The organism is Acetobacter oeni (assembly GCF_011516825.1).
Lineage (GTDB): Bacteria > Pseudomonadota > Alphaproteobacteria > Acetobacterales > Acetobacteraceae > Acetobacter > Acetobacter oeni.
Genome location: NZ_WOTA01000021.1, coordinates 36,758 through 57,977, shown reverse-complemented (window position 1 = coordinate 57,977; position 21,220 = coordinate 36,758). Strand labels below are relative to the sequence as shown.

General features: G+C 53.1%; 16 protein-coding genes and 2 pseudogenes. 1 reads left to right on the top strand and 17 read right to left on the bottom strand.

Going from position 1 to position 21,220, the window contains the following annotated elements:
• Window positions 1-424: 424 nt before the first annotated feature.
• Window positions 425-1,129: pseudogene (locus GOB90_RS19695) on the top strand (transposase); the annotation flags it as partial.
• A gap of 232 nt (window positions 1,130-1,361) precedes the next feature.
• Here the strand turns inward: GOB90_RS19695 and GOB90_RS13475 are convergent.
• The 17 genes and pseudogenes from GOB90_RS13475 to GOB90_RS13395 form a co-directional block, all read right to left on the bottom strand.
• Entirely contained in the window at window positions 1,362-2,717 is a 1,356-nt protein-coding gene (locus GOB90_RS13475) for a c-type cytochrome (RefSeq protein ID WP_146888630.1), read from the bottom strand.
• Window positions 2,710-4,347 (bottom strand): GMC family oxidoreductase, encoded by a 1,638-nt coding sequence (locus tag GOB90_RS13470; RefSeq protein WP_146888633.1) that lies wholly within the window; start codon window positions 4,345-4,347, stop codon window positions 2,710-2,712. The genes GOB90_RS13475 and GOB90_RS13470 overlap by 8 nt, the downstream gene beginning before the upstream one ends.
• A gap of 20 nt (window positions 4,348-4,367) precedes the next feature.
• Window positions 4,368-5,006, bottom strand: a complete 639-nt coding sequence (locus GOB90_RS13465) for a sorbitol dehydrogenase family protein (protein WP_242012024.1) — start codon at window positions 5,004-5,006, stop codon at window positions 4,368-4,370.
• Window positions 5,007-5,406: 400 nt separating this feature from the next.
• Window positions 5,407-5,895 (bottom strand): DUF934 domain-containing protein, encoded by a 489-nt coding sequence (locus GOB90_RS13460; protein WP_146888639.1) that lies wholly within the window; start codon window positions 5,893-5,895, stop codon window positions 5,407-5,409.
• Entirely contained in the window at window positions 5,882-7,594 is a 1,713-nt protein-coding gene (locus tag GOB90_RS13455) for a nitrite/sulfite reductase (protein ID WP_146888642.1), read from the bottom strand. Before GOB90_RS13455 ends, GOB90_RS13460 begins: the two co-directional genes overlap by 14 nt.
• Window positions 7,584-7,946: a DUF2849 domain-containing protein gene (locus GOB90_RS13450; RefSeq protein ID WP_146888761.1), complete on the bottom strand. Its 363-nt coding sequence runs from the start codon at window positions 7,944-7,946 to the stop codon at window positions 7,584-7,586. The genes GOB90_RS13455 and GOB90_RS13450 overlap by 11 nt, the downstream gene beginning before the upstream one ends.
• A 99-nt stretch (window positions 7,947-8,045) precedes the next feature.
• Window positions 8,046-9,182 carry a sulfate/molybdate ABC transporter ATP-binding protein gene (locus GOB90_RS13445; RefSeq protein WP_146888645.1) on the bottom strand — a complete coding sequence of 379 codons (1,137 nt, stop codon included), beginning with the start codon at window positions 9,180-9,182 and terminating at the stop codon, window positions 8,046-8,048.
• Window positions 9,179-10,003 carry a sulfate ABC transporter permease gene (locus tag GOB90_RS13440; RefSeq protein ID WP_146888764.1) on the bottom strand — a complete coding sequence of 275 codons (825 nt, stop codon included), beginning with the start codon at window positions 10,001-10,003 and terminating at the stop codon, window positions 9,179-9,181. The genes GOB90_RS13445 and GOB90_RS13440 overlap by 4 nt, the downstream gene beginning before the upstream one ends.
• A 20-nt stretch (window positions 10,004-10,023) precedes the next feature.
• Window positions 10,024-10,893 (bottom strand): sulfate ABC transporter permease subunit CysT, encoded by an 870-nt coding sequence (gene cysT / locus GOB90_RS13435; protein WP_146888648.1) that lies wholly within the window; start codon window positions 10,891-10,893, stop codon window positions 10,024-10,026.
• Window positions 10,886-11,926 carry a sulfate ABC transporter substrate-binding protein gene (locus GOB90_RS13430; protein ID WP_146888651.1) on the bottom strand — a complete coding sequence of 347 codons (1,041 nt, stop codon included), beginning with the start codon at window positions 11,924-11,926 and terminating at the stop codon, window positions 10,886-10,888. The genes cysT and GOB90_RS13430 overlap by 8 nt, the downstream gene beginning before the upstream one ends.
• 252 nt (window positions 11,927-12,178) lie before the next feature.
• A pseudogene (locus GOB90_RS13425) lies at window positions 12,179-13,411 on the bottom strand (alpha/beta hydrolase family protein); the annotation flags it as partial.
• A 190-nt stretch (window positions 13,412-13,601) separates the two neighbouring features.
• Complete coding sequence (locus GOB90_RS13420; RefSeq protein WP_206752480.1) at window positions 13,602-15,755, bottom strand: putative bifunctional diguanylate cyclase/phosphodiesterase; 2,154 nt, start codon at window positions 15,753-15,755, stop codon at window positions 13,602-13,604.
• A 399-nt stretch (window positions 15,756-16,154) separates the two neighbouring features.
• Entirely contained in the window at window positions 16,155-16,889 is a 735-nt protein-coding gene (locus GOB90_RS13415; protein ID WP_146888660.1) for a hypothetical protein, read from the bottom strand.
• A 229-nt stretch (window positions 16,890-17,118) separates the two neighbouring features.
• The gene (locus GOB90_RS13410; protein ID WP_146888663.1) at window positions 17,119-18,096 is read right to left on the bottom strand and encodes an ABC transporter ATP-binding protein; all 978 of its coding nucleotides are present in this window, start codon (window positions 18,094-18,096) and stop codon (window positions 17,119-17,121) included.
• Window positions 18,093-19,106 carry an ABC transporter ATP-binding protein gene (locus GOB90_RS13405; RefSeq protein ID WP_146888666.1) on the bottom strand — a complete coding sequence of 338 codons (1,014 nt, stop codon included), beginning with the start codon at window positions 19,104-19,106 and terminating at the stop codon, window positions 18,093-18,095. Before GOB90_RS13405 ends, GOB90_RS13410 begins: the two co-directional genes overlap by 4 nt.
• Window positions 19,096-20,070, bottom strand: coding sequence for an ABC transporter permease (locus GOB90_RS13400; RefSeq protein ID WP_146888669.1), 975 nt, complete (start codon window positions 20,068-20,070; stop codon window positions 19,096-19,098). The genes GOB90_RS13405 and GOB90_RS13400 overlap by 11 nt, the downstream gene beginning before the upstream one ends.
• Window positions 20,070-21,095: an ABC transporter permease gene (locus tag GOB90_RS13395; RefSeq protein ID WP_373322080.1), complete on the bottom strand. Its 1,026-nt coding sequence runs from the start codon at window positions 21,093-21,095 to the stop codon at window positions 20,070-20,072. The genes GOB90_RS13400 and GOB90_RS13395 overlap by 1 nt, the downstream gene beginning before the upstream one ends.
• Between the last annotated feature and the right edge of the window lie 125 nt (window positions 21,096-21,220).

The window sequence follows — 21,220 nt, the reverse complement described above, 5'->3', positions numbered from 1 at the left end:
AAGATCTGTTCTAAAATTTATATTTAGTTATTCTGATTATATTGTATTCCTGCGTAGCAATTAGCTACTTTCCCGAAGACAGAGGAACGAATGTTTCTCCCAGACAGTCTTAATGATGGTAACAAATGACGTGAACTCATGCTGATGTTGCAGTCGATCAGTGTGTATTTTTTTAGAAATTCTGAATTATATACTTTAAAAAATTCATTTATCTCCCTGCCGCGCTGCTCCCGGTCAGGTATGGGGTGTTAGAGCCCTCAGAGCTCTTGTGAAAATTGGATATGACGGGTTTTCAAGGAATATGGTGCGTGATTCAGGCTTTGGTATGGACGCCAGAGTAAAGAGGCCAAGTGGTCTGAATTACGCTCTAGACGAAACGCTACCCGCCTGCTCTGATTTCTGACTGATGAGGAACCGGAAGTGTATGGTGCCCCTGATGTCGCCAGTGCACCAGCGCGACCGGAAGCGGATAACCGACTTCTATGAGATCATCAATGCTCTGCGGTATCTTGTCTGGTCAGGCTGTGGTCCGGGAAGATGCAGTCGGTTTGGTCCACGGCAGACAGCCGGGCTGTGGTTTAACAGGCTGATGGGCTGCTTTCTGCTCCAAACCATTCATGATGTCTGATCGTGAGGCAGCGGGACGCGAGGCCGGTCTATTGGAGGTATGATCGATAGTCAGAGCATCAAAGTTCCTCATGCAGGAATACGCGGTTATGATGCAGGCAAGAAGATAACTACTACATCGCGGTTGATGCGGATGGCCGACAGATTCTGCTCAGGCTCACTCCTGCCTGCGGTTCGGTAGTGTCGGAAAGCGAATGGTCCTTGATGCTATCTCCGTAAACGCCGTCATGAGTGAAGCATCTGTTCGCGGACGGAGGTTACGACCACACCCGCATAGATGGAAAAAGTTCTTTTCCCGATTTCTCGATCAAGGGTATCCGGCGCTCAGATGCAGTAAAGGGATTCGGGGCCTGCCGCGTAGAGGAGAGACGGAGCGCACATTCGGCGGACGATCCGCCAGCGGCGACTCGTGAAGGGCGGTGAACAGCGTAACAACGTCGCAAAGGTCATGATTTACACCGCAACAGGAAGCCTCATGTTAAACCGAAATGCTCATCCCTGAATTTCCAAAAGGGCTCTTATATCTGACACGACCGGTGCATATGTGAGGTCTTTCCGGAGATAGTCACAATACAGTAAAATAGAATAGTATAAACTGCCTGGTTTTTCTCTGCCGATGTGGGGAGATCACTGAAAAGACAGAAGAGTACGTCAGTTTCATGCCTGAAACCGACGTAACAGGCTATATTCGAGAAAAAACTTCCGGCACATTTTCAATGCCGGTGAGGAAAATATTACTTGTTGCGGAACGATGCCACTTTTTCGGCTGTTACATGCGGATCGCCGCTCCCAAAGGTTCCCATGACATAATTGACCAGACTGGCGATTTCGCTGTCGCTCAGTCGCTGAACCTGCGAATCTGCGCCAAACCCCGGCATGCCAGCATGATCTTTTCCTGCTGTCCGGTTCACCCCGTTCAGCACCACCATAATCAGATTATCCGGACGCGTTGTCCCGATGACTGAGTTGGCGAAAAGAGAGGGCGCGTAATGATCATCGGTTCCAGACCCGTTTCGTCCATGGCAGGCAGCGCAGTTGGCATCAAAGATATGCGGACCAGTCATTTCAGACAGATCGTCAATCCGTGAAGGGACCTTCGTCCTGATGTCCGGTGCGTTTACGGCCTGACCAAAGCTGTCCCTCGGCTTGTGTTCAAGGTCGTCATCCATCGCCGGAACCTGCTTTATCCAGGCGGCGAGAGCTTCCAGATCCGGGTCAGTCAGTCTGCTGGTGCTGTGCTCAACGGCTTCACCCATCGGACCGGCTGCCTGCGCGTGGTTCTGTGCGCGACCAGTCTTCAGATAGACGATGATGTCGGCTTCGCTCCAGTTTCCGATCCCGCTGCTTACACTGGATGTAATGTTTGGCGCGTACCAGCCGCTCAATGGCCCGCCGGCAAGATAGCGATCATGCTTTTCATCAAGCATGAAGTTGCGGGGTGTATGGCAGGTCCCGCAATGTTCCAGCGCATTCGCCAGATATTCACCGCGTTTCAGCTTGTTATAGGTGGCAGAATCACCTTGTCCGGGCGTTTCTTTCGTCGCGAACATATTCCAGACAGCCATGGATGACCGCATGCTGGCCGGAAAGCTGAGAGATGTGGCCGGCGGGCTTTCCGCAACCGGCTTTACGCGATGTCTGAACCAAGCATACAGAGCCGTTACGTCCTGATCAGTCATGCCGGCATAAGAGACATAAGGCATGACCGGATACAGATATGAGCCGTCATCCCGCACGCCATGCCGGACAGCCTGATCAAACTGCTGCTCGGTATATTTCCCGATTCCATGCTCCGGATCAGGCGTGATGTTGGTTGAAATTACATCGCCCATTGGCGTGCCGACCTTCAGACCACCGGCAAAAGGTTTGCCACCTTTGCTTGTGTGGCAGGCGATGCAGTCTGCTGCTGTCGCAATATATTCGCCGCGAGCCAGTGTGGCTTCGTCATCCGGCCCGCTGCCTTCAATAGCCGCGCCGCGACCGGCCGGAGCCAGGTCCGTATCAGCCGCAAGAACAACCCCGGTGCCTGGTCCTGCAAAGACCGTTCCTGCAACAAGAAGCGTATAGAAGGAATTTTTTAAATCAGGCATGAATGAGTTCTTTTTTCAGCGTGTCAGCAACGCGGAGCGCCAGAGCCGCCACGGTGAGAGTAATGTTGCCCGTTCCGACGGACGAAAAGACGGAGGAACTGGCAATGAACAGATTGTCGTGATCGTGCGTGCGGCAGTGCCCGTCCACGACGGAATCCTTCGGGTCCACACCCATAATTGTGCTGCCGGCAGGATGATCCTGAGGGAAATAGCCAGGCGTCCACTGTTCGTCCGTGCCATGCATCAGACCAATCATCTGGCGGAACACTTCACGCGTGTTTTCGCAGCTTCTGACCGTATATTCAGGAAGTTTGTAGTAAACGTCCGGATGCGGAATACCGAGCATGTCTTTTTTGGTTTTGTTCAGTGTCAGTCGATTGTCCGGGTCGGCCAGACCTTCGTTATGGCTGAAAAGACGCACCGTATGAGAAGCAAGATAGCGGATCTGCTCTTCCAGTTCTCTGCCGACATAGCCTTTTGAGATGGCCAGCTGAGTAGCCAGATCAACCTGATTGTCATCGACCATGTGAACCAGATAAGCGCCGCGCTCATTACGCCACGGGCCATCCCGGAAATTATCGATCACATTGGTTTCAAGAGGACCGCGACCCGGCCACCAGGCTTCGCCGCCGCTGATGAAGGTCACCTGAACGCCTGTATGGTCCATCATATTCCGGCCGACATGCCCGGAACTGTTAGCCACGCCCTCCGGGCTCTGCTCATCCGCTGAGACCAGAAGAAGTTTTGCTGTTTCGATACAATGTGCTGCGATGACAAAGTATTTGCCTGTAACGCGATGTGATCCTTTGTCCGGATCGAAGTAATGTAATGCCGTCACACGTTTGTTGGCACTGTCACGCTCAATTTTATACACGACAGCATTCGGAATGAATTTTGCCCCGGCGGCTTCGGCGTCATAAACGGAATAGCTGCCATTATACATTGCCCCGATCGGACAGATCGGCATGCAGTTGTTATGGCCCTCACAGGTCGGACGTCTGTCGTAAGGCCGTGTGTTTCTGGCCTGCGGTTCATGTACAACCCGCCAGGGTGTTTTCTCCGAAATCAACTTGCGAAACTGCTGTGCCGCATAGGAAATCGGCAGCGCGTCCATCGGGTAGACCTGTTTCCGAGGCGAACCGAGATCCTCGACCGCCGGGTCGGGGCCACACACCCCCATCATGACTTCAGCCTGATAATAGAACGGCTCAAGGTCGTCATACTTCAGAGCCCAGTCACGCCCCTGACCATAACGTGTTTTCAGCTCAAAGTCAGATGGCAGATAACGCCACGCACAGCCCGCCCAATGCCAGGTCGTGCCGCCCATCATCCGCAGATAAACCTGCTGATAGGCTTCAGCATCCGGGCCTGATGTATGCAGATACTCGTTCGGAGTCTGCTGATCCGGCGGATGCTGCGCCCAGGGAACAGCCGGGAAAGGGCCCTGATAAGAAGGCTTGTTTTCCAGATTGCGGAAATTTTCGACAAAATGCTGGCGATCTACGCGGGGACCGGCTTCCAGCACAATGACGGAAATCCCCGCGCGAGCCAGTTCGTTGGCAATGGAGCTGCCGGCGACGCCAGACCCGACGATCACAACGTCTGCGGAAAGATTCTGTTCGGAAGACATGAAACTGACTGATCTCGCTCTCAGGTGGGCTCTACGACAAATTTCGAAGGAGACATCGCCGGCTGACCGGTTGGCACCGCTACTTCAGGAGGTTTCGCAGTCCAGTAAAACGGACCGCCAGAGGCATAAGTCTTGGGGTATACAGCATCTTTTGTGATATCGAACATCAGTGCGGAGCGGTAAACCACGACCTTTCCATCAGCTACGCCGCGATACCAGCCAGTCATGATCTCGTGAACGACATCTTTGTAAGCCTTGTCCTGTGTCTCGGCCGCATGGGCGAACTCAGATGCGCTGGCAAAATTTCCTTTTGTCAGCAGGTCATGCAGCGCATGGATTTGCTCAGCGCGCGCCGCATTGCCATGCACGATACCCGCGCATAAGGCATCACCTATCCGCTGGTCGAGTTCAGCCCGGTCTGTCAGCCGGCGGGACAGCGCCATGAACTCTTCCACTGGCAGGTCTTCTGTATTGCTGCTCCGCTGATCGGAAGGTTGCTGATCCTGAGCGACAGCCACTCCGATGCTTCCCGCAAGTGCTGCGCTCATGCCGGCAAGAAGAGTATCGCGTCTTGACATGCGCAGCAGCCGGCTCAGGCGCATGGCATTAGGAGAGACATGCCACAGGCAGAGAGGCTGGCTACCCCGTTCCTTTCGCATAATATACCCTTTCATCGAGCAGGCCTCGCGAAGGAATGCGACGCGGAGCTGTAAGTTGATAATGGGGTAAAGCGAGACAGGACGGTCTGCAACCTGTGGTAATGGAAAATATGATTAATGATCTGATGACCTGATATTTAAAAACTCTTTGAAAACCGGCATAAATCAATTTCAAATCTGAATATGAGCGGTAAATTTTTGTTCTCAGCGGCAGAATCGTCATGTGTCTGTCAGAAAGCGGACTGCGGCTTTGGCAAAAACACACAGGAAGACCGACATCATACGAGCCTTGATCAGCGTGCAGGCATGAGTTCTGATCAAAACAGAAAAAACGCCGGATGAGTGGCCTTTGAAAACAGCCTCTTCAGTCAGAAGGCAAGTCGGTAAAAAAGAGAGCCTGTCAGGCTGGCAGAAACCGGCGCAATCCGAAGCCCGTCGGCTTTTCATTCATTACTGATGGCTGCATGGCCACCCGAAACTGATGAAGCGCCCGTTCCCATGCAGACAAATCTGTCTCTTCGGCCACTTCAACCGTTGTGACGCCACAGCGTATGAGAAACTCATACTGATCCGGCAGAATATGTCCGGATGCGCGGATCTCCCCCGTGAAATGAAGATGCTCCCGAAGTGCCCGTGCCTGACTGAATGGTCGCCCGTCTCTGAAAATCGGAAATCCGATGACGACCAGAGAAATTTTCGGCAGCGAATCTCGCAGGGCGGAGACATTCTGGTCGACCGGAAGCACAACGCCCAGTGCACCTGTTATGCGTCCGAGTCCCTCGCTCAGACGCGATAGCGGAACAATAACCGGTCCCGCTCCCAGCGCCTCGCCATCGACCGCATAATGCCATGTATCAGTGATCAGATGACCATTCTCAAGCAGGGGCATAGACAACATCCTTGAACGCAGCAGTGCCAAGACGGCGATAGGCATCGAGGAAGCGTTCTTCGTCGTTTCGGCGGACAAGATAGAAATCAACCAGTCGTGCGACCGCATCGACCGCATCATCTTCACTCATTGCCGGTCCCAGAATCTGGCCAATCGATGCATCCTCCTCACCGGAGCCGCCCAGTGTAAGCTGGAACGCTTCCTCGCCGCGCTTATCAACACCAAGAATACCGATATGTGCGGCATGATGATGCCCGCAGGCGTTGATGCAACCGGAAATATTGATACGCAGACTGCCAATTTCGCGCTGCAGCTCAAGATCGGCGAACCGCGAGCTCAGCTTCTGGGCAATCGGGATCGCCCGGGCATTAGCCAGCGCGCAATAATCCAGACCTGGGCAGGCCACGATATCAGTAATGAAGCCGATATTAGCGGTCCCCATGCCCGCTTCGGACAGCGCCTGCCAGACTTCGTAGAGCCGATCCTGACGCACATGGCCCAGAACGACATTTTGCAGATGTGTGACACGCAGTTCGCTGAAACTGAATCGCTCAGCCAGGTTCGCCAGCATATCCAGCTGATCGGATGTCGCATCGCCCGGAATGCCGCCTGCAGGCTTCAGGGAAACAACCACTGAGATATAGCCGGGAGCACGGTGTGCATGTGTGTTTGTTCTGACCCAGGCATCGAAAGCACGATCTTTTTGTCGCATCTCCATCAGAAGAGCGGAAGCATTTCCCTCCGGCTCAAAAGCGGGAACGCCAAACCGGTTGCGGATGGCCTGAACAAGAGCCGGCTCCAGCCGATAACGTGCCCGATCCATTGCCACGAATTCAGTATCGACACGCTGGCGGAATTCATCAGCCCCAAGCGCCTGAACCAGAATTTTGATTCTGGCTTTATAGATATTATCGCGCCGTCCAAACTCATTATAAACCCGCAGAATCGCTTCCAGATACGCAACCAGATCTTCTTCTGGCAGATCATCGCGGAGTTTCGTTCCGACAATGGGTGTGCGTCCGAGGCCTCCGCCCACAAAAACCTCAAAGAGCGGACGTCCGTTCACGTCAGGACGCGCGATCAGGCCTATGTCATGAAAACGTGCCGCAACCCGGTCCTGAGGACTGCCCGAAATTGCAATCTTGAACTTACGCGGCAGGAACGTGAACTCCGGATGCAGAGTTGACCATTGCCGCAGAATTTCCGCATGCACACGCGGGTCCAGCAACTCGTCCGCTGAAGCACCCGCGAATTCATCGGACGTCACGTTGCGAATGCAGTTTCCGCTGGTCTGGATCGCATGCATGTCCGCTTCAGCCAGAACTTCCAGCGCCGCAGGCGTATCTTCCAGCCTGATCCAGTTGAACTGGATGTTCTGACGTGTGGTGAAATGCCCATAACCACGGTCAAATTCACGGGCAATCCTTGCCAGCGCCCGCACCTGTCGCGCTGTAAGTGTGCCATAAGGCACTGCAACACGTAGCATATAGGCATGGAGCTGAAGGTACAGGCCGTTCATCAGCCGCAAAGGCTTGAACTCATCTTCGGTCAGTTCACCGGATATGCGGCGGGCAACCTGATCCTTAAACTGTTCAATCCGCTCACGCAGAAAGACTCGATCTATCTGATCGTATGTATACGTCCCGACTGAGCGCACAGCCGGCAAGACATCATCCCGGATCAGTATATCAGCCGACATGCCGGGTCTCCTCGATATTGTGCCCTGCCGGACTGCCCTGTGGCGAAAAATCCGGATGAACAGACGGACCAAAGGCCCTGATACGTTCGCGCACGGTCACCGGCACGGTCTGTCCGGCCTCGTCTTCGCGCACCTGCACACCATAGATGCCCACAACACCCTGCGACTGGGCATCGGGTTTGACTATTGCCAGAAGCGTTTCAACCTGATCATTAGGCACAGGTGACGCATCACTGATCAGTTCACGCCAGGCGCCATCAAATGCGCGCCACACAACGATTCCGTCCAGCAGGCGGTTGGCTGTGATGACGCTCTGACCTTCAGCATCGCGTCTGTTGCTTCTGATATCCACCACGCCGAAAAAACTCTCCTGAGATTATGCTTCATCGTTCAATTACGATCGTGGCTCTGTAATTACAACAAAAAACCTGAAATTCACGCAGATGTATCGTTAATTTGCGGAGAGAACATGGGCAGGAATTTCAGAGGCTCTGATGTTTTCTGCTGTAACCGCACTGACGACCGGATCTTTTCCGTGCAATAAATGACCGTCACGGAACAGGCGCGCTGAACTGATCGCAAGGTTGACCTTTGTGCCATCCACAGCTGGCATTTCTGCCTCCGGTCTTAAAATTTCTACTGAACGCGCTCCCAGATCGACTAGCAGCCGGGCCATACCATAACGTCCGCCAGTGCGTTTCAGGGAACTGCCTTCCGCTTCGGGCACCAGTGTCACTTCATACGGCCGGATCATCGCCACGGCAGGACCGGCCTCCTGATCTGCTACCTGGAATGGCTCAATATGTGCCTCGTCCGCCAGAAACCATCCTCTGGAAATCTGGCCGGCGAAGCAGAGGGATTCTCCCAGAAACTCCATCACAAATGGTGTTGCCGGACGAATTTCAAGAGTGTCGGCGTTTCCATCCTGCATGATCCGCCCGTCCTGCATCACCACAACCCGGTCCGCGACATCCAGGGCTTCTTCCTGATCGTGTGTCACCAGAATGGTTGTCAGTCCCAGTTGTTCATGAAGCGAACGAATCCAGGTTCTCACGGCGCGCCTCACGACCGGGTCCAGGGCGCCAAAAGGTTCATCAAGCAATAATAAACCGGGCCGCCGCGCGAGTGCCCGCGCGAGCGCCACTCGCTGCCGCTGTCCGCCTGAAAGACGATAGGGATAAGCACTTCCAAGATCCGGCAACCGGATTAGTTGCAGCAGATCGGAAACCTTCTGTGCAATTTCTGTCCGCGAGGGGCGCTGCGCGCGCGGCAGGACGTCCAGACCGAAGGAAATGTTTTTTGCGACCGTAAGATGCTGGAACAACGCGTAATTCTGGAACACGAAGCCGACATTTCGCTCTCGCGGCGCCAGGCCCTGCATCGCCCGTCCGTCAATCATTATTTGCCCGGACGTTGCCGGATCGAGCCCGGCGATAGCGCGTAATAATGTGGTCTTGCCCGCTCCTGAAGGACCGACCAGAGCTACAAACTCGCCATTCGGAACGTCCAGTGAGACATCCTGAAGCAGGGTTTTCTCCCCCTTCGACCCGGTAACGCTGCGCGTCAGGTCTTCAACACGTACACTCATGCTCTCCCTCCTTCCTGTACGTCCGGTTCAGGTAACCTTAGCGCACGCGCTTCAAACACCGAGCGTAACCAGACTGTCGCCATCGCCATGATTGCGAGCAGAGCCGCCATGGTGAATGCCGCGACTGACTGGTATCCATTATACAATGTTTCGATATGCAGTGGCATGGTCTCGGTAAGTCCCGGAATATGTCCGGAGACGACAGACACCGCACCAAATTCGCCCATTGCGCGGGCAGTCGTGAGCAAAATTCCTGAAAGAAGTGCCCAGCGGGCATTGGGCAACGTCACATAAAACAAAATCTGCCAGAACGAAGCGCCGAGCAACATCGCCGCTTCTTCGACGTCGCGTCCCTGCTGTTCCATCAGTGGCAGAAGCGTCCGGGCTACATACGGAAAAGTTACGAATATGGTGGCGAGCAGAATTCCGGGCGGGGCGAAAGCCACGGCAATATGCATCCGTTCCAGTGCGGTTCCCCACCAGCCCTGCGTGCCAAACAGTAACAACCAGACGAGGCCGGCAACCACGGGTGAAATACTGATTGGTATTTCAATCAGCGCAACCAGAAGACCGCGCAATGGAAAACGATATTTTGAAATCAGCCATGCTGCCAGCACGCCGAATATAGTGTTGAAGATCACCGAGGCGATTGTCATTTCCAGCGTCAGTCTGAATGCCGAGACAGCATCCGGGTCCGCCAGTGTGGCCACAGCGGGTCCGATCCCCTCCCGCAGGGCCTCGGAAAGGACCACAACCGGTGGCAGCACCAGCATCAGTCCGACAATCAGATAGGTCGCAATAACCAGTCCCCATCGAATCATACTGTTATCACCGGCAGCGTTCACGAATCTGCTCCGGCAATCAGACCGCGTGCCACTCGCCGGCGTAACCAGGCCACACCAGCAAGACAAACTGACGATGCAACCAGTAATACGAATGCAATCGATGTTGCTCCGGCGTAATCAAATTCCTGCAAACGAACCACAATGAGTAACGGAGCAATCTCACTGCGGAAAGGCTGGTTGCCGGCGATAAAGATCACAGAGCCATATTCGCCAATGCCGCGGGCGAAAGCCAGACCGAAGCCACTCACAATGGCCGGCATAAGAGTCGGGAGGGCAACCCGGGTCAAAATCTGCCACGGGCGGGCGCCCAGTAACCCGGCTGCTTCTTCAAGCTCTGGCGGAAATTCCCGCAGAACCGGTTCCACACTGCGTACGATAAAAGGCAGGCCAACAAACATCAGTGCCACGACAATGCCTGTGGCTGTATAGGCAACACTGATGCCAAGGTATTTAAGGGGTGCGCCCAGCCATCCCTGTGGTCCGTAAAGCGTTGCAAGAGTGATGCCCGTAACAGCCGTCGGGATAGCGAATGGTAAATCGATCAGCGCATCCACCACTCGTCGCCCCGGCAGGTGTGCTCGCACAAGAGACCAGGCCAGAATGATCCCCAGCGGCACATCCAGCAGAGCAGCCAGAAACGCGGTGGTGAAGCTGATACGCAGTGCGGCAAACATCCGCGAATCCTGCATGGCCGCCACCATTGCCCCCGTTCCTTCCTGCCAGGGGCGTATGATCAGGGCAGTAAGCGGCAGCGCTACAATCAGTCCGATCCAGAAGACGGTGGTGATAAGAGCAAAGCGAAAGCCGGGCAGGGGATCTCCTGGCCGGGGCCACGCCACGCGCAGCGCATGAACAGGCTTAAGCATCAGAACTATAAATCTGATCGAACACGCCACCTGTGGAAAAATGTTTTTTCTGCACGGATACCCAGCCACCAAGGTCTGCAATATCGAATGTTGACACAGTCGGGAACCGCCAGGCGCTTTCAGTGATTATGATCGGATCGACAGGTCGGAAATAGTGGGAGGCGCCGATTTTCTGTGCTTCGCGGGAGTACAGGAAATCCAGATAAGCCCGTGCTTCTGTCCCGGTGCCGTGATTATGAACATTGCGGTCAATCAGAGCCACCGGAGGCTCCGCTAAAATTGTCAGTTCTGGCACGACAATGTCGAATTTATCAGGCCCGAGATCTTTAGCTGCGAGAAGCGCTTCATTTTCCCAGGCGATCAGGACATCTCCCAGACCTCGTTGCACGAAACTGTTTGTTGCGCCACGTGCGCCTGCATCCAGCACAGGGACGTGTGAAAACAACGTTTTAAGGTAGTTTCGTGCGGTTGCCTCATCCCCTCCTGGCTGGCGCAGTGCCCACCCCCATGCCGCAAGGTAATTCCATCGCGCTCCACCGGAAGTCTTTGGGTTTGGCGTCACGACCTGAATGCCGGGACGTACAAGGTCTGGCCAGTCCGTGATTGCCTTTGGATTTCCCTTTCGAACCAGAAAAACAATTGCGCTTGTAAAAGGTGTTGAATTGTGTGGCAGCCGCTTTTGCCAGTCACGGGCAAGAAAACCGTTTTGTGCAAGAATATCTATGTCACGCGCCAGGCCGAGAGTAACTACGTCTGCGGGAGATCCCTCAAGCACCGATCGCGCCTGCGCGCCGGACCCGCCATTCGAAGTCCGTACGACAATGGCACCATCATTGCGCCGGATGTCACGGTCTTCGTGAAAAGCCGTATTAATGTCGTGATAGAGTTCGCGTGTCGGATCATAGGAGACGTTAAGCAGGGTCTTTGCCGCGCGAGCCTGGTGCTGGCGACTAAGCGCAGCAATCCCGGCGCATGCAAGGCCGCCACCAAGCAAAGCCCGGCGTGAGATAGTTGGCGGCAGATGCAGAGGCATAGACCCGAAACCCTAGAGAGGAAATATCACTATTATTTTTAGTGATAAAATTTATTGCACAATATGGTGTCGGGGCAAATCCGGCAAGCCCGGGTGGGTTTCAGCTTATACAACTATTTTTTATCGTTATATGAAGGGGTTTTGAACCATGGAAAAATATTCAGAAATAGATATGCAGAACGGTCCGATCTAAATATTTGTTATTATAATATATATTGTGATAATAAAATATTTTACAAATAGAAAAATTTTTCATTTTACTGTAATTCTATATATAATTTTTTTGTCAACATCATTCGGGGTTTCGCTGTTCTGTTTTCCAATTACCATCTGGTCTGTTCCACGGTATCCTGCGTCGGGTTGATACTGGATGCCTGATCCCTTCACATATTGTGCATTACATTTAGCGAGCAGGCCTGTGTAGCCTGGATGTGACATAACTTTTGCAACAACGGTAGCGGTGCCGTGCTGAGGTTTTTCAAGGATATGCAGAGCGGGGAGATATCGTGCTGTGCAGTCGGTTCTGATTGCGGAATAAAATATACCTGCCGTTTTCCCGGACGGAATGATCAGCGACTCAGGCACTGTGGCCTGTGCGCCCGGTCCGCTCCATACGACCCGGTCGTTATAGGCATAGAGCTGGCAATTTGTTGTTGCTGCGCGGCAACTGCTTAAGGCTTGTCCGATCGGGTCAATGGTTACCGTGCCGATGACTGCGACATTGTCTCCTGTGACGAAAGCGCGTGGTGCCTGTTTTGACAAAAAAGTTCGATATGCCTGACGCATAAGATCATTCTGCTGCGGGAGGATAGTGAAATCATCTATTGAGCCCAGACCTGATGCCAAAGGTGGCAGAACCGGCAGATATGCTGGTGTCAGAACATCTCCAGGTAATCCGGATTTTTTAAGAAATGCATCCGCTTGCTTTATCCACGGTGACAGGCCATCCGGATCGTCCAGCAGGTCATGAGAATCCCTCCCGAATATGCCGATATTTATCAGAGTCGTAATCGGATTTCCTGTCTCATATAATGAATAAATGGCTTTCCACAATGTTGCGGAAGCGCTTGAGTCATTATCGCCCTGAACCCATAATGTTGGAAGATTAGTGGCTTTTCCAAACTTTCCGGCGCCGTCGGTCAGAGGTTTACTGTCATCGGGGCAATCGGATTCATGCATGATCGGATAGAATAAAATCTGCGCCTTTGTGCCTGGAAGTGGGCGGGTTCCCATAGCCATCTGTAACCAGCCGCCGAAACTGATTCCGGCGGTAACGATATTCTGACTGTTGATCACAGAAAGAGTTGTAATCGTCTTTGTTATGACACGGATATCATCGGAATTTTTTTGGGCTACTGATGCGAGATCACATCCTCCGGTAATAATCTGACCAGATGAGTTGCCAAACCCGCGGGGCATGGGCCGAAGAACAGCATAACCCCGCGATAGAAAATATCCGCTCAGATAATCGTAACCATCAGTCTGTCCGTGAGCCTCCGTGGATACAGATTTCGCAGGACTGCTGACTACGGCGAGCGAAAACGATCCGCCGCATCCTTTGGTTCCTTTCGTTGCGGTCTTATATAAATGCTAGCGATGCGTTTGAAAGCCCGACAAGACACGGCTGAAGCGGGTGCGGGTCGAAAGGAGGATATTTATTTTATCACGAATCCGGTCAGATCATATTGGTAGCCAGTGCCGTGCTTGCGCTGTCCATTATAAAAGATTCTTTGCGCGTCAGCATTTCTACGAGGCAGGAGGCATTCTGCTGCTTCATGGGGCGACCAAAAAGGTAGCCTTGAGTTTCCGTGCAGCCTTTGTCGCGTAACCGTTCAAAATATTCTGTTGTTTCGACGCCTTCCGCTGTGACAGCAACGCCCAGGTCCACCGCCAGGGCAATAACAGAGCTGACTATGGCGGCGCTGCGCGGATCGGAAAGCATGTCGCGTACAAAACTTGCATCAAGCTTTATTTTCGAAAATGGAAAAAATCTCAGATAGCCGAGTGAAGAATAACCTTTGCCAAAATCGTCAAGTACAACGTCAACGCCCAGCGCCTGTAACGACTGGAGAACGCCGTATGTCGTGGCATCGGCTTCCATGAAAATTGTTTCTGTTACTTCGAGTTGCAGGCGAGATGGTGGTAACATGGTCTGTTCAAGGTTGTTTTTCAGAGTAGCAATAAAATTTCGGTGATAAAGCTGTTCAACCGAGATATTGACAGAAACCCAAAGCGGCTCCGGCCAGCGAACAGCCGTCAGACATGCCTGACGAAGCAGTGATGATCCCAGTTCGTGCATAAGACCGGCTTCTTCAGCAAGGCGTATAAAACGATCGGGGCTGATCGGTCCGAGAACAGGATGTGTCCAGCGGGCAAGCGCCTCGAAACCAACGAGCTGTCGCGTCTGCGCATTGACGACCGGTTGATATTGAAGTGTGAAATACTGGTCACGTACAGCTTCCCGCAAATCACGGATCAGATCCCGGCGTGAATCCGCAACAGTCCGATAAGAGGGTTCAAAAACCCGAAATCTGTTTCCACCAAGGCGCTTGGCTTCATAAAGTGCAAGATCTGCTGCCTCCTGCAGGCCGCTTTCGCTGGATCCTGCCAGCGGAGCCAGCGCAATGCCGATGCTTGTCGACGGCCTGATAACTGTTTCTGCGATTGTAAGGGGCTCGGAAACCAGACTGAGCATCGTACCGGCAAGCAGGATGGCTGAATCCACCGTTGCCCGCCGATGAATGAGTATCATCTCATCGCCGCCGATTCTGAAGAGTGCATCTTCGCCGGTGAGACAGGTTGTTAACCGTCGCGAAATCTCCGTTAATGCAAAGTCTCCACCTACATGTCCCATGGAATCGTTGATAGCTTTGAAACCGTCGAGATCGATTGCAATCAGTGCAAAAGCTTCGCGTTCCATGGATAAAGCCATGAGGGCTGCGCGGAGAGCATCTTCATAGGCGTAACGGTTTGGCAGGCCGGTCAGGCCATCATGCGTCGCCCGGAAGGAGGCGCGCCGGTCCTCTTCATAGCCTGTCGTTATATTGGCTCCGATACCTCTGTAACCGATAAATTCCTCATTTTCGAAAAGAGGGTGTCCCGTGAGGGAGAGCACGCATTCTTTACCGTTTCGGGTAAGTGGAATCGCCAGGTCCCGAAAAAACAATCGTGATTTCATGCACTGGGCGAGATGAAGCCATTGAGAGGAAACCGGTGCATTTCCAGCCAGTTCCTGCAGAAACTGACGTCCTTCCAGTGTGCCGGACAGTTGGAGAATATCTTCAAGTCCGGCAACGGGGCCATTCAGTCGTCCGTCAGAGGTGGTTTCCCAGACCCATTCTCCCACACTCTGGTCTGATCGTCGTAACATCAGGCGTACAATGTTTGTCTGCTCCGCCAGATCAAGACTTGCGAGCATGTAGCGGGTCAGAAGTACATAGACAGCCCATCCCAATCCCAGAATAAACCCTGCATAAATCGCCAGTTCAGTCAGAAGAACCGGATAGAGCAGATGTGGGTGAACGTGCCACGCTTTAAGAAGCGCGATAGTACAGCCTGCTATAATAGCACTCGCAAGAGCAACTGTGCCAAGAATAACGGGTGAGACTGAAAGCGATGTAGCGATCAGAGCGACAATAACGCCGGCAACAAGGGTTTGCTCGTGACCGGACCCATGCGGAAAAACAACGACAGGCAGTGTGGCCCAGCAGACACCCAGTGTCAGATTGAACGCAACGAACACTGGCGAAGCAAGGGCAGAAGCTGGCCGAATCGCTATATAAGTACTGTAACCGAGAACAATGGCCTCAATGAGGGTTAAAAGGCTCATTACATAAAACGGGTGAGCTGTCCGGAAAAACAACAATGTCAGAGGAGCACTTACAACATTGGCGGCAAGATAGAATGGCAGCAATCGCAAAAGCGTCCTTCGACGCTGGAGAATGACAGTTTGCCTCAGACGCAACGGTATAACCGGCCCTCTGACCAGACCGATGAGACGCCTGATAAACTGCTCTGCTCCTGACTGACGTCTGTCACCGTCGTGTTGGTGAGCCGAGGGGTGTGGTGAATGGATGACTTTGCGCTGTATTGTTGTAACCCCGGTTTGTAGAGGGTCGCCCGTGTGGCCGGTCAGATCTGACCGGCCACACGACTGCAAACCTCTTGAAAAACAGTTAATAATATAATAACATATCCATCTTTATAAATTCAAATTTTATAAGGTGTGTTACGCCATCTCTCGTTGTGGTGTCGTCTCCGTGAAAATCTCGCTGGCCGCGATATCAAAAAGCTGTATGCAGCGACCGATATTGGCAGCCAGTGTCGCGGCAACGACCGCTGGATCATGCGAAGGATGATAGGCGCGCGCCAGGTCTTCATCAATCTCAAGATGTGATGGTCCGTCATGCTCATGAGCATTGTGCGCCTCTCCCCAGATCCAGCGGCGGGATGGAAACGCGTTGGTGAACGCAGGGGCATGGCAAAGATAGGCGGACAATTCTTCTGCGAGATATTCCACGCCGGCAAGCCAGGAAAAAAATTCGACAGGATCCGTGCTTGTTGACGCCTTGATCAGTTCCTCAACGGACCCGATTATGGGGTAGTCGCCGGAACTGAGGTTGATGCCGAGTTCTTCCGCACCGGAAATCCATAAGAGCGCATGTGACCCTTCTTCGTCTTTCATTTCACGAACAGCTTCGCGGGCCTCTCCGAAAAACTCTTTCACGCGGGACTGTCCGAAGCGCTCTACCAGCGGACGGAGCGGCAAATGGCCTACCCGTTGATCAATAGCCCGTTCAAAGGCTTGCACGAAAGGCCAGAAGCCGGTCAGGAGACCACGGATTGCCTGCTGATCTCCGCGTGCGCAGGCACGGATCAGTGGCGATGAAAAAATACCTTCGCGGGTTCCGACACGGATTACGTCGCGATCAAGAACCGGCTCGGAAAATAGTAATGCGTACATGATGGTCCTCGCAATAATAGAGGCCTGAATCGACCTGCAAGACCATGATAATATTTCATTAATACAATTCTATTCTTATTATATTAAATATGTTTATGTATAAATTTTTTTTTACATCAGTAAAATAGGAGTTTATCGTTTCGATATAGCAATAAAATGCTGAAAAGTTTTGCTGTGCACAATGTTGAAAGTAATATAAAATTATTCGAAATTACTGAAAATTATTAAATCAAAGATTTTCCATTAATGGAAAATGGCATGCAACCAGGCGTCCATCCGACAGTAAATGCAGGTCTGGTGCTTTAGCAGAACAAAGGGTTTCTGCGTGTGGGCAGCGTGTATGAAACCGACAGCCTGAGGGGGGCGATATCGGACTGGGTACATCCCCATGCAGGAGCGTGCGGGATGCGGCGTGGCGAATAACCGGTTCGGGCACAGCCGAAATCAAAGCCACAGTATAAGGATGAGCAGGAGTATGTAATACGGTGTCAGTATCGCCGAGTTCGACGACTGCCCCAAGATACATCACAGCAACGCGTGTTGAGATCTGTCTTACCACAGCCAGATCATGCGCTATGAAAACATAAGTCAGGCCAAGCTGCTCTCGCAAATCAGTAAACAGGTTAACGATCTGAGCCTGAACCGAAACATCCAGTGCGGAGACCGGCTCGTCCGCAATCACAAGTTGAGGGGCCAGGGCCAGAGCCCGGGCAATATTGATTCGTTGTCGCTGACCGCCGGAAAACTCGTGCGGATATCGGGTAAGAGCGGAAACAGGAAGCCCAACCAGATTCATCAGTTCTGCGAGCCGCGCCTGAATGGCTGGCCCACTTCTTTTGCAGCCATTTTTATCACGATGGACGCATAAAGGCTCTGCGATCAGATCTGCAATTCTTCGACGTGGATTCAATGAAGCGTAAGAATCCTGAAATACCATCTGTATCTGTCGCCGTAACGGTCGCAATGCGCGTTCACTCAGGAATGAAATGTCCTGTCCGTCAAATGTAATCCTGCCGGATGAAAGCTCAGTCAGTCGCAACAAACATCGTCCGAGTGTCGATTTTCCACATCCGGACTCGCCAACCAGCCCCAGAACTTCGCCAGGCATGACGTCGAAAGAAACATTGTCCAGCGCACGGAGTTTTTGCCCACGGGAGAGCTTGTAGTCCTTACGCAGGTTCTCTGCGCGCAGCAAAGGTCCGGTCACGCTAAATCTTTCGTAACAGCACGAGATGGTAAAGCGCGGCCTTCAACGGGCAGAACGCAGGCAACACTTTGCTGTCCATACGTGACGAGAGGTGGGACGGTCTCGCAACTCTTATGAGAGTAGTTACAGCGTGGGGCGAAAGCACACCCCGCAGGACGTTCGGAAGGGGAGGGGGGAGATCCCGCGATCGACGGCAACCGCGTGGGGCGGGGACCCGTCAACGGCGGAATAGAGTCCAGAAGCGCCGCCGTGTATGGATGCGCAGGCTGCGCAAAAATCGCATCGCCCGGGCCGAACTCTGCCACCCGGCCGGAATACATGACCATAACCTGATCGCATGTTTCGGCTACGACCCCCATGTCATGCGTGATTAATAATACAGAAGAACCATAATCATGTCTGAGATTGCGAATAAGATCGAGGATCTGAGCCTGTACAGTCACATCCAGTGCAGTTGTCGGCTCATCAGCGATCAGGAGTGCGGGGTTACAGGACAGGGCCATTGCAATCATTGCCCGTTGCCGTAATCCACCGGAAAGCTGATGAGGATAGCGATTTGCTGTTCGCTCAGGATCTGGCACACCCATATTGCCCAGCATCTGCACTGTCCGGGCTCGTGCTTCAGACTTTGAAACCCGTTCATGAGCCCGGATCTGTTCGTCGATCTGCCACCCGATCGTATAAACCGGGGTGAAAGCTGTCATCGGGTCCTGGAAAACCATTGCAATATGGCGCCCTCGTAACTGTCGAAAAGCTTTCTGTGGTAAACCGATTAACTCCTGTCCGCGAAATTTCGCCGATCCTGTGATTTTTACATCCCGTGTATCAATCAGCCCCATTATCGCTGTGGCCGTCACGCTTTTGCCCGATCCTGATTCTCCGACAATAGCAAGAATTTCCTGCATATTAACGGAGAATGAGACATTCTCGACGATCGGCACGTTGCGTCCGTGTGATCTGAAACTGATGCAGAGATTCTGCACCTCAAGAAGCGGAACGTCAGCGTGCATCACGAACTCTGGGATCAAGCAGAACATAGACCACATCGACGACGGCATTCGCCATCACGACAAAGACTGCTGAATACATCACGCTTGCCATGATCAGCGGCAGATCAAGGTTGGACAGGGCCTGATAGGTGAGACGGCCAACGCCCTGTAATCCGAACACCACTTCCGTCAGCAAGGCACCGCCGCCAATAAGCTGAGCAAAGTCGAGGCCAAACAGGGAAACGAAGGTAATCATGGAGGTCCGCAATCCATGTACCAGCAGCACGCGGGTTGGAGAGAGCCCTTTGGCGCGTGCAGTGCGCATAAAGTCCTCGCCTGACACTGTAATAAGATCAGCTCGCAATACACGCCCGTAGATTCCAATGAACAGGACCGCCAGGACAACCCATGGAATAATCAGGGCTCTGAACCATCCGACGGGACTTTCTAAAAACGGAATATATCCCAGCCCCGGAACCCAGGAAAACAACCATGTGTCGTGATAACGGGCCTGTGTGATCAGGTTTGCAACCTGACCAAGCCAGAAAACAGGGATTGAAATTCCTATTAATCCAAGCATCATCAGACTGCGGTCAATCCAGGTATGCCGAAAAGCTGCTGCAACCGTGCCCATGGCGACGGACGCAACGACCCAGATCACTGCGGCTCCCGTAGCCAGAGACAGTGTCACCGGCGCCGCTCTCACGATTTCCGGCACAACCAGTTCACCACGATCTACGTAGGATGCCAGATCACGGGTGATGAAGAGCTTCTTCATCATCGTCGCATATTGCACCGGGAGCGGACGGTCGAAACCATATTCGTGTCTTACCCTGGTCATCGTTTCCGGCGAGGCATTCTTGCCGGCGATGCGGGAGGTCGGGTCCGCTCCGGGTGTGGCAAAGAATACAAGAAAGACCAGAACGGAAATGCCGAAAAGCACGAAGAGTGTCTGTCCGAGCCGTTTGAGAAGGGCTGAGATCATTACGCGTTCTTTCGACTGGTTTCACGTACATCCAGCGCGTCACGAAGGCCATCGCCAAAAATATTGAGGGCCAGCACCACCATCACAATAGCAAGACCGGGAGCAAGGGCGACCATTGGCCGGGTGTAGATCAGGCCCTCACCATCCTGAATGATTGTTCCCCACGATGCGGCCGGAGCCTGCACGCCGATGGACAGAAACGACAGGGCTGATTCAGCCAGGAGCGCCAGGGCTGTCAGCAGGGGGGTCAGCACAACCAGCGTGTTTGAAACATTGGGCAGAATATCAAGCACGAGTATCCTCCAGCGCGGAACGCCAAGGCTTTTCGCTGCGGTTACAAATTCAGCATTCCGCAGAGCCATGACCCGCCCGCGGATCGGTCGTGCCGCATAAGGCACGTACACCAGTGCAATGATCACCACCGGGATCAGAAGATTGTCGCTTTCAATCGTAAATGGTCCGATCTTCAGGCCCTGACTGATCGTCACGATCGAGAGTGAAATTGCAAACAGATAGACCGGCACTGCCCACATGATATCCATCAGGCGCGAAAGGATCAGGTCGACAAAGCCACCGAAAAAACCAGCAAGAATACCAACCGTTGCTGCCATCGTGATGCACAGCAGTGCTGCCGAAAAAGAAATCATCAGTGAATTTCGGCCACCATATAACAGCCGCGCCGCCACATCACGGCCCTGACTGTCTGCTCCGAGCAGATAAGCAGAAGCGTGCCAGGTCGGTCCTGCCGGACTGAGCCCGAGATGAAGTGGGTTATCATTAGGCTGCATAATATCAATTTCCTGACCGTGCAGCATAAATGAACCGGCAACATTGGAGGTAAACGGGTCTGTATGTGCAATGTCATGAGCGTAAAACGGCGCCATAAGACAGGCAATTGTGATAAACAGCAGCGTTGCGAATGCGGCCATGGCCGAACGATTTACGCTGAGTGCCCGGATAGCGGTTCGCCATGGTCCGGGTGGTGCGGAGGCGGCGCAGGGCACAGGATCGGTCTGTGTCATCATAAAAGCAAACCCCCTTCACACCCGGAATATTAGATTTTGAGCAGAATGATCATCGTAACAGGTCTCTCAACCCGGAACAGAGCCAACAGGCGCGAAGTCTGACATCGACACTATGTGCAACACGA

Bases quoted from the DNA above. Each gene is read 5' to 3' on its own strand.
- GOB90_RS13395 (WP_373322080.1), bottom strand. From the start codon at position 21,095: ATGATGACACAGACCGATCCTGTGCCCTGCGCCGCCTCCGCACCACCC.
- GOB90_RS13405 (WP_146888666.1), bottom strand. From the start codon at position 19,106: ATGCACGCTGACGTTCCGCTTCTTGAGGTGCAGAATCTCTGCATCAGT.
- GOB90_RS13440 (WP_146888764.1), bottom strand. From the start codon at position 10,003: ATGATTCGATGGGGACTGGTTATTGCGACCTATCTGATTGTCGGACTG.
- GOB90_RS13445 (WP_146888645.1), bottom strand. From the start codon at position 9,182: ATGAGTGTACGTGTTGAAGACCTGACGCGCAGCGTTACCGGGTCGAAG.
- GOB90_RS13470 (WP_146888633.1), bottom strand. From the start codon at position 4,347: ATGTCTTCCGAACAGAATCTTTCCGCAGACGTTGTGATCGTCGGGTCT.
- GOB90_RS13415 (WP_146888660.1), bottom strand. From the start codon at position 16,889: ATGTACGCATTACTATTTTCCGAGCCGGTTCTTGATCGCGACGTAATC.
- GOB90_RS13400 (WP_146888669.1), bottom strand. From the start codon at position 20,070: ATGATCTCAGCCCTTCTCAAACGGCTCGGACAGACACTCTTCGTGCTT.
- GOB90_RS13465 (WP_242012024.1), bottom strand. From the start codon at position 5,006: ATGCGAAAGGAACGGGGTAGCCAGCCTCTCTGCCTGTGGCATGTCTCT.
- GOB90_RS13455 (WP_146888642.1), bottom strand. From the start codon at position 7,594: ATGTCGGCTGATATACTGATCCGGGATGATGTCTTGCCGGCTGTGCGC.
- GOB90_RS13430 (WP_146888651.1), bottom strand. From the start codon at position 11,926: ATGCCTCTGCATCTGCCGCCAACTATCTCACGCCGGGCTTTGCTTGGT.
- GOB90_RS13475 (WP_146888630.1), bottom strand. From the start codon at position 2,717: ATGCCTGATTTAAAAAATTCCTTCTATACGCTTCTTGTTGCAGGAACG.
- GOB90_RS13420 (WP_206752480.1), bottom strand. From the start codon at position 15,755: ATGAGCCTTTTAACCCTCATTGAGGCCATTGTTCTCGGTTACAGTACT.
- cysT (WP_146888648.1), bottom strand. From the start codon at position 10,893: ATGCTTAAGCCTGTTCATGCGCTGCGCGTGGCGTGGCCCCGGCCAGGA.
- GOB90_RS13460 (WP_146888639.1), bottom strand. From the start codon at position 5,895: ATGCCCCTGCTTGAGAATGGTCATCTGATCACTGATACATGGCATTAT.